Below are 14,075 nucleotides of genomic sequence, written 5' to 3'. Positions count from 1 at the left end.
GAAAAGGCGGATTGCCAAGCAGTCTTGGGATATTGGCGATTCATGACCCACACGCCCCGCTTCGCCGCATTCGCCCCCGCCGTCAGCGAGCCCACCCCGCTGCGCCGTGCCATCACCGAGGCTTTCCGCCGTGACGAGGCCGCCTGCATGGCACCTCTGCTCGAAGCGGCGACCTTGCCCGATGCTCAGCGCCGGGACGTGCGCGAGACCGCGAGCGCGCTCGTCACCACGTTGCGCGCCAATCACAAGGGCACAGGCGTCGAAGGGCTGGTTCAGGAATACTCTCTCTCCAGCCAGGAAGGCGTCGCGCTCATGTGCCTCGCCGAAGCGCTGCTGCGCATTCCCGACAATGCGACCCGCGATGCGCTGATCCGCGACAAGATTTCCGATGGCGACTGGAGCGCGCATCTCGGCGGCGGCAAGTCGATGTTCGTCAATGCCGCGACCTGGGGCCTGGTGGTGACCGGGAAGCTGGTGGGATCGGTCGACGACACGGGACTAGGCGCGGCGTTGACGCGCCTTGTCGCCCGGGCGGGCGAGCCGGTGATACGGCGCGGCGTCGATCTTGCGATGCGGCTGATGGGCGAGCAGTTCGTGACCGGCGAAACCATCGGCGAGGCCGTGAAGCGCGCCCGCGAACTGGAGGCCAAGGGCTTCCGCTACAGCTATGACATGCTGGGCGAAGCGGCCACCACCGCCGCCGATGCCGAACGCTACAACACCGATTACGTCAATGCGATCCACGCCATCGGCAAGGCCGGCGCGGGGCGGGGCATCTACGAAGGCCCGGGAATCTCGATCAAGCTCTCGGCCCTCCACCCGCGCTACAGCCGCGCGCAGGCCGGCAGGGTGATGGCCGAATTGCTGCCGCGCGTTAAGGCGCTGGCGGTGCTGGCCAAGGGATACGACATCGGCCTCAACATCGATGCCGAGGAAGCCGACCGCCTCGAACTCTCGCTCGACCTGCTCGAAGCGCTGGCGCTCGATCCCGAACTCAAGGGCTGGGATGGCCTCGGTTTCGTGGTGCAGGCCTATGGCAAGCGCTGCCCCTTCGTGCTTGACTGGATCATCGATCTCGCCCGCCGCTCGGGCCGCCGCATGATGGTGCGTCTGGTCAAGGGCGCCTACTGGGATGCCGAGATCAAGCGCGCGCAAGTGGACGGGCTTGCCGACTTCCCGGTCTATACCCGCAAGGTCCATACCGACGTGTCGTATGTTGCCTGCGCGAAGAAGCTGTTGGCGGCGCCGGACGCCGTGTTCCCGCAGTTCGCCACGCACAATGCGCAGACGCTGGCGACGATCTACCACCTCGCCGGGCCGGACTTCGTGGTTGGCCGCTATGAGTTTCAGTGCCTCCACGGGATGGGCGAGCCGCTCTATTCACAGGTCGTCGGCAAGGACAATCTCGACCGTCCCTGCCGTATCTACGCCCCGGTGGGAACGCACGAGACGCTGCTGGCCTATCTCGTGCGCCGCCTGCTGGAGAACGGTGCAAACTCCTCGTTCGTGAACCGGATCGCCGATCCTGCCGTGCCGGTGGCGGACATGGTGGCCGATCCGGTGGACGTGGTTCGCGCCATGCCCGATCCCGGTGCCCGTCACGACCTGATCCCGCTTGCCGCGGATCTCTACCCCGGCCGCCGCAATTCGGACGGGATCGACATGGCCGACGAGACTGCGCTTGCCGCGCTTTCGGAAAACCTGCGCCGGTCCGCCGCGCGCGAATGGTTCGCCATGCCCGCCAATGCACAGGGTGAGGCGCGTGCGGTTCTCAATCCGGCGGATCATGACGACGTGGTGGGCAAGGTGATCGAGGTCGCGCCGGAAGCGGCTGCGGTTGCGGTTGCGCGGGCCGCGATCAGCCGTTGGGGCGGTGTGCCCGTTGCCGAGCGTGCCGCCATGCTGGACGCTGCCGCCGATGCCATGCAGGAGCGGATTGGCCTGCTCATGGGCCTGGTCATCCGCGAGGCCGGAAAGTCCGCCGCCAATGCCATCGCCGAAGTGCGCGAGGCGATCGACTTCCTGCGTTATTACGCGAAGCAGGCGCGCGAGACTTTCGGCGCCGAACAGGCACCGCTGGGCCCGGTGGTCTGCATCAGCCCCTGGAATTTTCCGCTCGCGATCTTTGCGGGGCAAGTGGCCGCCGCGCTCGTGGCGGGCAACCCGGTCCTGGCAAAGCCCGCCGAGGAAACCCCGCTGATCGCTGCCGAGGCCGTTCGCCTGCTGCACGAGGCGGGCGTTCCCAGGGACGCGCTTCAGCTGGTTCCGGGCGATGGCCGGGTAGGGGCGGCTCTGGTCGCGGCACCGCAAGTGGCTGCGGTGATGTTCACCGGCTCCACCGAAGTGGCGCGCCTGATCCAGAAGCAGCTTTCGGGCCGGGTTTCGGCAGACGGGCGCGCGGTTCCGTTTATCGCGGAAACGGGCGGCCAGAACGCGATGATCGTCGATTCCTCCGCGCTTGCCGAGCAGGTCGTGGCCGACGTTATCGCCTCGGCCTTCGATTCCGCCGGGCAGCGTTGTTCGGCGCTGCGCGTCCTGTGCCTTCAGGAGGACGTGGCCGATCGCACGCTGACGATGCTCAAGGGCGCGCTTGCCGAACTGCGCGTGGGCAATACCCAGGAACTCGCGGTCGATATCGGGCCGGTCATCACCGCCGAGGCCAAGGGCGCGATTGACGGCCATGTCGCGCGGATGAAGTCGCGCGGCTGCAAGGTGGAACAGGTAGCGATCCCGGCGGCATGCGATGCCGGCACGTTCGTTGCGCCGACCATCGTGGAGATCGCGAGCATCGCCCAGCTCGAACGCGAAGTGTTCGGCCCCGTGCTCCATGTCGTGCGCTTCAAGCGCGATGAACTGCCCGAACTGATCGCGGCCATCAACGACACCGGCTACGGTCTTACCTTCGGCCTGCACACCCGCCTCGATGCAACGGTGGAGCAGGTCACTTCCGCGATCTGCGCGGGCAACCTCTACGTCAACCGCAACACGATCGGTGCCATCGTCGGCGTCCAGCCGTTCGGCGGGCGCGGGCTTTCGGGCACGGGGCCGAAGGCGGGCGGACCGCTCTATCTCGGCCGCCTCGCCAAACAGGCGCCGCAAGTGCTGGATGCCCCCGCCCGCGCCGCGCCGCTGGTCGAGGCTTTCGCGACCTGGCTGAGCGGGCAGGGCGATGCGGCCTCGGCAGCAGCCGCGCGCGCGCTTGCGAGCGGTTCGGCACTGGGCCTCGAAGTCAGCCTGCCGGGGCCCGTGGGCGAAACCAATCTCTACGCCCTTCACCCGCGCGGCCGCGTGCTCCTGCGCCCGGCAACGCAAGAGGGTCTCTACGCGCAGATGGCGGCGGTGCTGGCCAGCGGCAATACGGCGACGGTTGTGGGCATGGCGCTTCCGGGCGGGCTGCCCGAGGCGGTCGCCGCCCGTTTCGCGCCGGATGCGGCCGAGCATTTCTCCGCCTGTCTCGTGGAAGGCGATGCCGAGGCGGTTCGCGCGGCCTGCGAGGCGGTTGCGGCGATGCCGGGGCCGATCGTTCCGGTCCATACCTCGGCCGGGCCGAACCTCGTCTGGCTGCTGGAGGAGGTGTCTACCTCGATCAACACCACGGCAGCTGGCGGCAATGCCAGCCTGATGATGATCGGCTGAGGCTCAGCCCCGGTCAGGATACGAAAAGGCCCGCGAGTGACGAACTCGCGGGCCTTTTTCTTGCGGCGTAGGGCCGGTCAGCCGCAGGCGGGAACGGGATGGCCGCCGACTTCGCCCTCGCGCTTGTGCAAGGCCAGGGTGACGAGGAAGATCGCAAGACCCCCCAGCGACAGGCCCATGCCGATCCACCCGGTCGAGGTCAGGCCATAGCCCGCCGAGATCGCGAGGCCGCCGAGCCACGGGCCCAGCGCATTCGCCATGTTGAAGGCGCTGTGATGCGCTGCCGCTGCGAGCGCCTGCGCGTCTCCGGCAACGTCCATGAGGCGGGTCTGGAGGATCGTGCCGAGGCCGCCAGCGAAACCGATCATGACGACGACCACGCTGAGCGTCCAGACGTTGGCGGCGGCCATCGGGAACAGGGCGAGCGCGAAGGCACTGAACAGCAGGGCGCCGATGGCAGCCTTGTTCAGCGATCGGTCCGCGGCCCATGCCCAGAACAGGTTGCCCACCGTCATGCCAAAGCCGAAGACCGCGAGCACCACCGGCACGAGGTGTTCGGACACCCTGGTCACTTCGATCATGGTCGAGGCGATGTAGGTGTAGACGGCGAAGAGGCCGCCGAAGCCGATGGCCCCGGTCAGCAGGGTCAGCAGGACTTGCGGGCGGCGCAGGGCGCCCAGTTCGCGCATCGGGCTGGCGCCTTCGGCCGCCTTCTGGTGCGGAGCATAGAGCGCGACGAGGGCCATGGTGATGATGGCCAGCACGGAGACGATGGCAAATCCGGTGCGCCAGCCGAACGCCTGTCCCAGCCAGTTCGCCAGCGGCACGCCGATGATCGTCGCCACGGTCAGGCCCGACATGACGAGCGCCACGGACTGCGCGCGCCTGTTCGCGGGCACCATGGAGGCGGCCACCAGCGCGGCGATGCCGAAGTAGGCGCCATGCGGCAGGCCGCTGATGAAGCGGAACAGCAGGAGCAGCGGGTATGTCGGCGCCATCGCGGAAAGCGCGTTGCCCACCGCGAAGAGGGCCATGAGCCCGATCAGCAGCGCCCGGCGCGGCAGCTTGGCCGCCAGTACGGCGATCACCGGCGCCCCGACGACGACGCCCAGCGCGTAAGTGCTGATGGCATGGCCCGCCTCCGGCTCCGTCAGGCCGAGATCGCGCGCGAAATAGGGCACGAGGCTCATGGCCGCGAATTCGGTGGTGCCGATGGCGAAGGCACCCATCGCCAGCGCCAGAATGACGAGCGCGGGGTGGGTGTGGCGGGGAGTATCGATCTGATCGGTCATGTTGCACTGCAATATTGGGGGCATCTGCGATCTAGTCCAGCGCTTGGCAATGCCAACCCGCCGGGCCGTGCAATATTTGCACGCCTTGTCGCGTTCGTTGCAATGTGTTGCCCTGATCGTCGCCGAAACCCCGGCGTGCGCCGGGCCGTCCCGGTCTTGCCGGAAAGGAGAAAGGCCCGCCTGATCGGGGGCAGGCCTTCCGGTTCAGAGCCCGGGGTCGAACTCCGGTGCGTTCTTGGTGGTGTGTTCCGAGAGGGTGGCGACATGGATGCCGCACTCGGTCTTGTTCCATCCGCGCCAGCGACCCGAACGCGGGTCCTCGCCTTCGGCGACCTTGCTGGTGCAGGGCATGCAGCCGATAGACGGATAGCCCTGCGCCACCAGCGGGTGCGGAGGCAGATCATGCTCGGCGATATAGGCGGCGATGCGCTCGGGCGACCAGTCGATCAGCGGGTTGATCTTCAGGCGGCCCTGTGTGTCGGTCGTGTCCACCTCGAAACGCGGCAGGGTGGCGCGGGTGGAGGCCTGGAATGCCTTGCGGCCGGTTAAGGAGGCGTCATAGCCCAGCAGCGCCTTCTCCAGCGGCTTGACCTTGCGGATCTCGCAGCAGCCGTCGGGGTCGTAGGACCAGCGCAGGCCGTTCTCGTCCTTCTTCGCCAGTTCCTCGGCGTCGGGCAGCAGGTTGATGAGATTGGTCAGCCCCAGCCGCTCGACGAGAAGATCGCGATAGGCGAGCGTTTCGGGGAAATGCTTGCCGGTTTCAAGGAACAGCACCGCCACGCCCGGATCGACGCGGCTGACGAGGTGCAGCAGCACCGCCGATTCCGCACCGAAGCTGGACACGATCGCGACATCGCCCGCCATGCCTTCCTTGAGCACCGTTTCGAGCATTTCGGTCGTTTCGGTGCCGCGGAAGAGGCGGTTGAGGCGAACGGCATCGGCCTCGTCGAAACGAGGACCGGTGTCGATCAGGTCGCGGATACGTGCAACTTCGGTGTGGGGCATCGATTGTTCCCTTCCGGAAGGACGGTTACGCCGGGTGGCGCTTTGCCCAGATCGCCTGGCGACCGTCGACGACGGTGGCCTGGTAGACGTTTTCCCAGCGATCGAATGCGTTCTGCGCATCTTCCGCGTTGAGCGCCTTGTCGGGCGCGAAAGCGTCAAAACCGCAGCGCTTGAGGTGCGAGAGCATGTCGATCACCAGATCGCCCACGGCCCGCATCTCGCCCTGGTAGCCTGCTTCGCGCAGAAGCCGGGCGGAGGAGTACCCGCGCCCGTCGGTCCACGCCGGGAAGCTCACTTCCACGAGGGAGAGCCGGTCAAGATGCGGCAGGAGATCGCGGGCATCGTCGCCCGGCTCGATGCGCACGGCCGTGGCGTTGGTCTGCTCCGAGAAGGCGTCGACCGTGATGGCCGGATCGTTGACCGCCTCGTCGTCACGGAAGCGGAATTGAACGTCAACCATAGATCGCCTCCTTGAACGGGGCCATGCCGATACGGCGATAGGTGTCGAGGAAGCGTTCCTCGCCCTGCTTGTTGGCGAGATAGACCTCGGTGGCCTTCTCGATGGCATCGACCACGCCGTCCTCGGTGAAGCCGGGGCCGGTGATCTGGCCGAGCGAAGTGTCCGCGCCCTCGCTGCCGCCAAGCAGGAGCTGGTAGTTTTCCAGGCCCTTCTTGTCGACGCCGAGGATGCCGATGTGGCCCGCGTGGTGGTGGCCGCAGGCATTGATGCAGCCCGAGATCTTCAGCTTCAGCTCGCCAATCTCGGCCTGGCGTTCGGCGCTGCCGAAACGTTCGGAGATCTTCTGCGCCACCGGGATCGAGCGGGCATTGGCCAGCGCGCAATAGTCGAGGCCGGGGCAGGCGATGATATCGCCCACGGTGTCGAGATTGGCGGTGGACAGGCCTGCTTCGTCCAGCGCCTGCCACAGGGTGTAGAGGTCTGCCTTCTTCACGTGCGGGAAGACGATGTTCTGCGCGTGAGTGACGCGCAGTTCGTCGAAGCTGTAGTCCTTGGCGAGCTGCGCCATCAGGCGGATCTGGTCTGCCGTGGCATCGCCCGGAATGCCGCCGACGGGCTTGAGGCTGACGGTGGCGATCACATAGCCGGCCTGCTTGTGGGCGTGCGTGTTGCGCTCCACCCAGAGGCGGAAGTCGGGATCGGACAGGTCCAGATCGTTCGAAGCGCCGGCTTCGAAGTCGGGTCCGGTGAAGTGCGCCTCGATGCGCTCCAGCTCGGCGAGCGGGGGCTCGATCGGCTGGGTCAGCAGGTGCGCGAATTCTTCCTCGACCTGGCGGACATATTCGTCGCGGCCCAGTTCATGGACGAGGATCTTGATGCGCGCCTTGTACTTGTTGTCGCGGCGGCCGTAGCGGTTGTAGACGCGCAGGCATGCCTCGGAATAGGTGATGAGCTGGTCCAGCGGCACGAATTCGCGGATCAGCGGCGCGATCATCGGGGTGCGGCCCATGCCGCCGCCCGCATAGAACTGTGCGCCGATCTCGCCGGAATCGTTGCGCACCATCTTGATGCCGATGTCGTGCAGGCGCATCGCCGCGCGGTCCGTTTCGGAGGCGATGACGCAGATCTTGAACTTGCGCGGCAGCACCAGGAATTCCGGGTGGAAGCTGGACCACTGGCGCAGCAGTTCGGCGTAAGGGCGCGGATCGATGATCTCGTCGGCGGCCGCTCCCGCGTACTGGTCCGAGGAAATGTTGCGGATGCAATTGCCGCTGGTCTGGATGGCATGCATCTCCACCTTGGCGAGTTCGGCCAGGATGTCGGGCGTGTCTTCCAGCTTGATCCAGTTGTACTGGATGTTCTGGCGGGTGGTGAAGTGGCCGTAGCCGCGATCGTACTTGTCCGCGATATCGCCGAGCAGCTTCATCTGCGCGGAGTTCAGCGTGCCGTAGGGCACGGCGACGCGCAGCATGTAGGCATGAAGCTGGAGGTAGAGGCCGTTCTGCAGGCGCAGCGGCTTGAACTGGTCCTCGGTAAGGTCACCGGCAAGGCGGCGGCGCACCTGGTCACGGAATTCCGCGACGCGCGTATCGACCATCTGCTGGTCGTATTCGTCGTACTTGTACATCAGATCACCCAGTTCACGGCTTCGGGGTCGGACGGCTTGAGCGTCAGGTCTAGGCGCACGGTCGGCCCGAGGGCGCGGATGCGCTCCTTGATATGGGCGGGACGAATGCCTTCCTCGGTCTTCGCACCATCGACGATATAGCCGCCGACGACATTCTGGGCGCCTTCCTCGCGCGCGAGGAGCGCAGCGCCATGTTCGCCCACGTCGGCGGATTCGTTGACGTCGAGCGACCAGCCCACGCCGGTCCACCAGATGACCGCTCCGGTCTTCAGGTCGTTGCCCGTCAGGATCTTCACTTTGTTGCCTCCAGCGCAAGGGCGCGAATGGTGTTGTCGGGTTCTGCGGTGACGTGCCCGATAACGATAAGCGCCGGACTTTGCACCTTCGCATCCGCGATCAGGTCGGCAAGGCCCGCAAGCGGACCGCGCAGCACACGCATCCGCGAACGGGTGGCGTTTTCGATCACCGCGACCGGCACATCGGGCGCCAGCCCGTCGGCCATGAGCTTTTCCGCGATCTGGGCCGATGTGGCGATGCCCATGAAGATCACCAGCGTACGGCCCTTACCGGCAAGTCCCGACCAGTCCTGATCGGTGAGCCCCTTGCACTGGCCGGCGACGAACGTGACGATCGAGGCATGGTCCCGGTGCGTCAGCGGTATCTGTGCGGCAGCGGAAGCGCCCAGCGCCGAGGAGATTCCCGGCACCACCTCCACCGGCACGCCGGCGGCATGGCAGGCTTCGGCTTCCTCGCCGCCACGGCCGAAAACGAAGGGATCGCCGCCCTTGAGCCGTACGACGTCATTGCCGGCGAGGGCTTCGCGCACGAGGAGGGCGTTGATCTCCTCCTGCTTCATGGTGTGCCGTGCGCGGCTCTTGGCAACAGAAATCAGCCGGGCAGACGGACGCGCCATGGCGAGGATCGCCGGATCGACGAGGCCGTCATGCACGATGATCGCGGCATTCATCAGCAGCCGCGCGGCGCGCAGGGTCAGGAGGTCGGGATCGCCGGGACCGGCGCCAACCAGGAAGACTCGACCGACAGAGGCGGGATTCGCTTGCATGGTGGCGCAGATGATCCCCCTTGCTTCCGATTGCCAGCCAGAATGGCTTTGTGCGGGGCAAGAGGGGCTTTAGACTGTCGCTAGGTGCCGTTCAGGCGGCCGGTTCCGGCGGTTCCGAAAGGGTTTGCGGTGATGCCTCGGTGCCCGGACCGACCGGAGGGGTGGCTGGCAGCGAGGTTTGAACAGGCTCGGCGATCCTGTCCACATAGGCGGTGATCGTCTGGCCGCCCTTGAAGCGGGCGCTGTCGCCCGCAGTGAGCAGGCCGAGCAGCCCGAAACCGACTACGGCGAGCACGACTCCGGCTCCGTTTCCTGCGCCCCGCTCGTTCATGTCTCCGCGCAAGGGCAGTTTCATGCCATCCGCCAGCTCAAGCTCGACGAAACGGGCGGCAAGACGTCCGCCCTTGCCGACCGCGCCGTTTCCTTCGAGGCTGACGATCTCGCCCCAGGCCTTGGCGCCGACCGGAATGACCGGCCTCCCGTCGATGTAGACCGGTTCGTCGACCCTCAGGAGAAATCGGTCTCCCGCCTTGGCCGTGCGGCTGGAAATTTCCCGCAGGACCATGAGCCGAACCGGGGTTCCCGGCGGAACCGACTGAGCGCTGGCTCCGCCTGTGACGGCGATCGTCGCGGTTGCAGGCGGAACGGACTCTGCCGATGTGCTCGGCGCCGGCTGGGCAGAAACCGGCGCGGCGACGAGCGCCGCTCCGGTCAGCAGTGCCAGAACCACGAAATTACTGAGCCGGCTTGTCGGTGAAACGGACAGCCACTCCGGTGGCGGTCACGGATCCCCAGCTCATCGCGGTGACGTGAGCGTCGCCGTACTGGGCCTTGATCACGGCATCGGCGCCGAGTTTCTGCGCGCGTTCCCACAGTTCGCGGTAGATCTTGCCCTGATCGGGGGCCTTGCTGAAGATGGTGGCCTTGCGGACCCCGGCCTTCACTTCTCCGACGACCTCGTAAGGGCGGTCGGTCATGTCGTAGGGGAATACGGGAACGCCGAATTCCTCGTTGACCAAAGCGGGAGCCGAAGCAGGCTTGTCTGCCGCGAGTGCCGGAACAGCAGGCAGCAACAGTACGGCTGCGAAAGCAGCCTTGATGGTATTTACGGATTTCATGAATTTCCCCCTCGTGAAATGCCCAATGCGAGACATATGCCGAATATGCGTTCCGTCAATTGGGTAATTGAGAAGGTTTTCCTTTTTCAATCCAGCGATGCTGCCTAGCCGGCTTCGGCCGCTACTGGCTGCCATTTTTCCGAAAGAGACATGCTGGGCGCGCGGTCGGGGCGGCCGAGGAAATAGCCCTGCGCTTCCTCGCAGCCTTCACGGATAAGGAGGTCGAACTGGCTCTCGGTCTCCACGCCTTCGGCCAGTACTGGGATGCGCAGCGATTGCCCGAGGGCGAGCACCGCGCGGATGATGGCGCGGGCCTGTTCGTTGTCGTCCGATTCGAGCAGGAACGACTTGTCGATCTTGATCTTGTCGAACGGAAACGAATGGAGCGTGTCGAGCGAGGAATAGCCGGTGCCGAAATCGTCCATCGCGATGGCGACGCCGAGTTCCTTCAACTGGCGCAAGTTGTGAAGTGCGCGGGTCTTGTCGGAAATGATGGCGCTTTCAGTGATTTCCAGTTCGAGCCGGTGGGCAGGCAGGCCGGTCTCGATCAGGATGCGGGCGACGATCGGCGCCAGATCCTGTTGGACGAGCTGGATCGGAGAGACGTTTACGGCGATCCGGTGTTCGGAATGCCAGCTAACCGCTTCCCGGCAGGCCTCTTCGAGCACCCATTCACCGATCTGGAGGATCGCGCCGGATTCCTCGGCGATGGGAATGAATTCATCCGGCGAGACGAGCCCGCGCAGCGGGTGGTGCCAGCGGACGAGCGCCTCGTAGCCGGAAGTTTCGCCGCTGCGCAGTTGGCATTGCGGCTGGTAGAGGAGGACGAATTCCTGCTTCTCGACGGCCTGCCGCAGATCGTTGGCAAGCTGGCGGCGGGCACGGGCGGTTTCGTCCATGCCGGGCTCGTAATAGCAGATGCGTTCGCCGATCTGGAGCTTGGCGCGGTACATCGCGAGATCGGCGTTGTTGAGCAGGGTCTCGCGGTTCGCGCCGTCATGCGGGTAGGCGGCGATGCCGAGGCTGCCCCCGAAGACGAGTTCCTGCCCTTCATGCTCGACGGGAGAAGCGAAGCAAGGCTCGATCCTGCGGAGGAAGTCCGCGAGTTGTTCGTCGGTGTCGAAAAGCTTGGCGAGCCCGAATTCGTCGCCGCCGAGGCGCGCGGCGATCTCGTCCTCGCCGATCACCGACTGGAGCCGCCGGGCCAGTTCCGCAAGCACGACATCACCCCAGGCGTGGCCATAAGTGTCGTTGATTTCCTTGAAACGGTCGAGATCGATGGCGGTCACGCCCAGCCGCTTGCCGTAGCGCGATGCCTGTTCGAGCATCTCGTCGATCCACAAGTTGAAGCGTGTGCGATTGGGCAGGCCGGTGAGGCCGTCGTGCATGGCCATGTGCGCGATGCGCGCTTCCGATTCGTGCTGGCGCGTGATGTCGTCGAACGTCGAGACCCAGCCACCATCGGGCATGGGGCGGTTGGCGATAGAAACGACCTGACCGTCGGGATACTGGGCGAGGATCGGGGGATGCAACGGTGCGGCGAGATTGTCGCGGATCATCCGCCGGACATGCGCGACACGTTCGGTGACGGCCTGCGGCTCGAAGCGGTTCACGCTGCAACGGCCGATCACTTCCTCCAGCAGGAGGCCGGGGGGCAGTGCGCCGTCCGGCAATCCGTACATTTCGAGGAAACGGGGGTTGCACAGGACAAGGCGTTCTTTGGCGTCGAACAGGCAAAGTCCCTGGTGCATGTGGCCCAGGGCGGCGTCGCGCTGGCGGCTGGCCTCGGCAATGCGGTCCTGCGCCTCCTTGAAACGGGTCATGTCGCGGGTGATCTTCGCAAAGCCGATCGATTCGCCGTGCTCGCCAAGCATCGGCTCGATCGTGACATGGGCCCAGAAGCGGCTGCCGTCGCGGCGAACGCGCCAGCCCTCGCCATAGAAGCGACCTTCCGTTCGCGCGGTTTCCAGTGCCAGCCTGTCCAGCTCTGCGGCGCGGTCCTCAGGCGTGTAGAAAGTGGCGACGGGCAGGCCCAGGGCTTCGGATTCGGCATAGCCCTTGAGGCGCTGGGCACCGGCGTTCCAGTTCACGACCCGGCCTTCGCGGTCCAGCATGTAGATCGCGCAGTCGGAAATCCCGCGCACCAGGAACGAGAACTGGCGCTCGCTGGCCGCCACTGCGGCTGCGGTGCGACGGCTGATGGCAAGCGAGATCGCCGAGAGCGCGATGATGAGCAGGGTCACGGTGGTGACCGCGCCGATCATCTCGCGCGGGGAGATAGACTGTTCGGTGATGACGACGCGCGCCGGTGTAAGCGAAAGTGCCGTCATGCCGGTGAAGTGGAGGGCGACGACGGCGCCGGCGAGCAGGGCCGTTGCGCCGAGCAGGCTGCGCAAACGGCCGTCGCGCAGTGCCAGCGTCAGCGCGGGGTAGAGCGGCAGGATGGCAAGGGCAACAGAGGCTGCGACATAGCCGGTGTTCCAGTGCGGCGCTGCCGGAAGCTCCATCGCCAGCATGCCGGTGTAATGCATCGCGGCAATGCCCGAGCCGCAGATCGCGCTGGCGAACGCCACCGTCCTGCGACCGGGCTTTCCGAGGGTCAGAGCGAAGGCGAGGCCGGTCGTCATGATCGGGATGATCAGTGACACGAGCGTCAGCGCCGGGGAATAGCCGACGATCATGCCGGGGACGTATCCGAGCATGGCCACGAAATGCGTGGCCCAGATGCCGAAGCCCGCGCTGGCGCCCGCCATGGTCCACCAGCGTCGGCGGACCGCTCCTTCGCAGCGCTTTGCCTGGCGTAGGAGAAGCAGCGCCGTCAGCGAAGAAAGCAGACAGATCAAGGCGGCGAGCAGGACCAGTCGCAGGTCATGCCCATCGCGGATGCAAAGATAGATATCGAACACTGCAACCCCGTTTAATTGCCCGGAAAGCTACGGATATCCCGGTTAGAAAGTCCTTAACGCCGGATTCTCGATTTCGTCGCACCTGTGGCCCCGAGGCCTCATATTTCCGTGCTTTTGCGTGCCGAAATTAGCTGTTCTGCTAACGGAATTTTAATCCCCTGCGCTCACGTTGCGATTCTCGTGGAGAATGCGCCATGCCCATAGCGGCACATTTTGAAGAAAATCTCGCTGAAAACGGTCCCAGGGGCGACCAGCAGGGTGTTAAGCCGCGCGCGCAGCGCCGCCGCCTGCTCCTGGAAACGCAGGGTGCGCTGGCATCCGGCGTGGAGATGCCGGTGGTGATCCACAATTTCTCGGAAAGCGGGATGTTGATGGAGAGCCGCATCGATCTGGAGATCGGCGAGACCATCGACGTCGAGCTGCCGCAGGCCGGTATCACGCGGGCTCGCGTCGTATGGGCCAGTGGCAAGCTGTACGGCTGTGCCTTCGATGCCCCGATTTCCTCGTCCGTCCTCAGTGCGGCGCAGCTGCGCAGTGCAGTGCAGGAGGTCGATCTCGGCGCCTCTCCCATGACCAGTGCTCCGGCCGCAATCGGCGGGGAGAGCTTCGGAGAGCGTCTTCACCGGCTTCGCAAGCTGCGCGGTTTCACCCAGGGCGAGCTGGCTGCGCGCCTCGGCGTCAGCAAACCCACGGTCTGGGCCTGGGAGCAGGGCCGGGCCCGGCCCATCGAAGAGCGTCTGGACGCCATTGCCGAGGAACTGGGCGTAACCGCGGCGGAGCTTCGTCCCGGACGCACCGTTGCCGGGTTGCCCGAACTCATCGCCCGCTGCCGTGAACAGATCGCCGCCGCCGTGGAGACCAGCCCGGACAAGGTCCGGATCATGATCGAACTCTGAAATCAGCACCGGATTGATCAAGTTCCCATAGATGGGGACAAGCCTCTTTCCGACTCAATCCTCTGATGGTAA

Annotated in this window: 11 protein-coding genes; 2 read left to right on the top strand and 9 right to left on the bottom strand. The window is 65.8% G+C overall.

Translation table 11 applies throughout. The features are described 5' to 3' along the window. Positions 1–42 precede the first annotated feature (42 nt). Entirely contained in the window at positions 43–3,636 is a 3,594-nt protein-coding gene (gene putA / locus ACXJ16_RS09435) for a trifunctional transcriptional regulator/proline dehydrogenase/L-glutamate gamma-semialdehyde dehydrogenase (protein WP_463920523.1), read from the top strand. Between the two features lie 77 nt (positions 3,637–3,713). On the opposite strand, the gene ACXJ16_RS09430 is transcribed toward putA, so the two are convergent. The 9 genes from ACXJ16_RS09430 to ACXJ16_RS09390 all read right to left on the bottom strand — a co-directional run bounded on the left by ACXJ16_RS09430 (position 3,714) and on the right by ACXJ16_RS09390 (position 13,107). After that, a complete protein-coding gene (locus tag ACXJ16_RS09430; protein WP_463920521.1) occupies positions 3,714–4,928 on the bottom strand; it encodes an MFS transporter in 1,215 nt (404 codons plus the stop codon). A 204-nt stretch (positions 4,929–5,132) separates the two neighbouring features. Next, the gene (locus ACXJ16_RS09425; protein ID WP_463920520.1) at positions 5,133–5,933 is read right to left on the bottom strand and encodes a phosphoadenylyl-sulfate reductase; all 801 of its coding nucleotides are present in this window, start codon (positions 5,931–5,933) and stop codon (positions 5,133–5,135) included. Between the two features lie 25 nt (positions 5,934–5,958). Next, positions 5,959–6,393: a DUF934 domain-containing protein gene (locus ACXJ16_RS09420; RefSeq protein ID WP_054440087.1), complete on the bottom strand. Its 435-nt coding sequence runs from the start codon at positions 6,391–6,393 to the stop codon at positions 5,959–5,961. Next, the gene (locus tag ACXJ16_RS09415; RefSeq protein ID WP_185997912.1) at positions 6,386–8,020 is read right to left on the bottom strand and encodes a nitrite/sulfite reductase; all 1,635 of its coding nucleotides are present in this window, start codon (positions 8,018–8,020) and stop codon (positions 6,386–6,388) included. The genes ACXJ16_RS09420 and ACXJ16_RS09415 overlap by 8 nt, the downstream gene beginning before the upstream one ends. Then, entirely contained in the window at positions 8,020–8,316 is a 297-nt protein-coding gene (locus tag ACXJ16_RS09410) for a DUF2849 domain-containing protein (protein ID WP_054440091.1), read from the bottom strand. Before ACXJ16_RS09410 ends, ACXJ16_RS09415 begins: the two co-directional genes overlap by 1 nt. Further along, the gene (gene cobA / locus ACXJ16_RS09405) at positions 8,313–9,083 is read right to left on the bottom strand and encodes a uroporphyrinogen-III C-methyltransferase (protein ID WP_054440094.1); all 771 of its coding nucleotides are present in this window, start codon (positions 9,081–9,083) and stop codon (positions 8,313–8,315) included. The genes ACXJ16_RS09410 and cobA overlap by 4 nt, the downstream gene beginning before the upstream one ends. A 91-nt stretch (positions 9,084–9,174) precedes the next feature. Next, the gene (locus ACXJ16_RS09400) at positions 9,175–9,813 is read right to left on the bottom strand and encodes a hypothetical protein (protein ID WP_463920517.1); all 639 of its coding nucleotides are present in this window, start codon (positions 9,811–9,813) and stop codon (positions 9,175–9,177) included. Positions 9,814–9,817: 4 nt separating this feature from the next. Further along, complete coding sequence (locus tag ACXJ16_RS09395) at positions 9,818–10,201, bottom strand: heavy metal-binding domain-containing protein (RefSeq protein ID WP_132469484.1); 384 nt, start codon at positions 10,199–10,201, stop codon at positions 9,818–9,820. Positions 10,202–10,305: 104 nt separating this feature from the next. Further along, the gene (locus tag ACXJ16_RS09390) at positions 10,306–13,107 is read right to left on the bottom strand and encodes a bifunctional diguanylate cyclase/phosphodiesterase (protein WP_443478127.1); all 2,802 of its coding nucleotides are present in this window, start codon (positions 13,105–13,107) and stop codon (positions 10,306–10,308) included. Positions 13,108–13,301: 194 nt separating this feature from the next. Between ACXJ16_RS09390 and ACXJ16_RS09385 the strand changes: the two genes are divergently transcribed. Then, positions 13,302–14,003, top strand: a complete 702-nt coding sequence (locus ACXJ16_RS09385; protein WP_324698380.1) for a helix-turn-helix domain-containing protein — start codon at positions 13,302–13,304, stop codon at positions 14,001–14,003. Positions 14,004–14,075 lie beyond the last annotated feature (72 nt).

Source organism: Novosphingobium sp. TK71 (assembly GCF_055361505.1).
Note: the sequence above shows the minus strand (reverse complement) of the source record. Positions and strands in the feature narration are given on the sequence as shown.

Coding starts and splice junctions, on each gene's coding strand:
- putA (WP_463920523.1), top strand. CDS start 43: ATGACCCACACGCCCCGCTTCGCCGCATTCGCCCCCGCCGTCAGCGAG.
- ACXJ16_RS09430 (WP_463920521.1), bottom strand. CDS start 4,928: ATGACCGATCAGATCGATACTCCCCGCCACACCCACCCCGCGCTCGTC.
- ACXJ16_RS09425 (WP_463920520.1), bottom strand. CDS start 5,933: ATGCCCCACACCGAAGTTGCACGTATCCGCGACCTGATCGACACCGGT.
- ACXJ16_RS09420 (WP_054440087.1), bottom strand. CDS start 6,393: ATGGTTGACGTTCAATTCCGCTTCCGTGACGACGAGGCGGTCAACGAT.
- ACXJ16_RS09415 (WP_185997912.1), bottom strand. CDS start 8,020: ATGTACAAGTACGACGAATACGACCAGCAGATGGTCGATACGCGCGTC.
- cobA (WP_054440094.1), bottom strand. CDS start 9,083: ATGCAAGCGAATCCCGCCTCTGTCGGTCGAGTCTTCCTGGTTGGCGCC.
- ACXJ16_RS09395 (WP_132469484.1), bottom strand. CDS start 10,201: ATGAAATCCGTAAATACCATCAAGGCTGCTTTCGCAGCCGTACTGTTG.
- ACXJ16_RS09385 (WP_324698380.1), top strand. CDS start 13,302: ATGCCCATAGCGGCACATTTTGAAGAAAATCTCGCTGAAAACGGTCCC.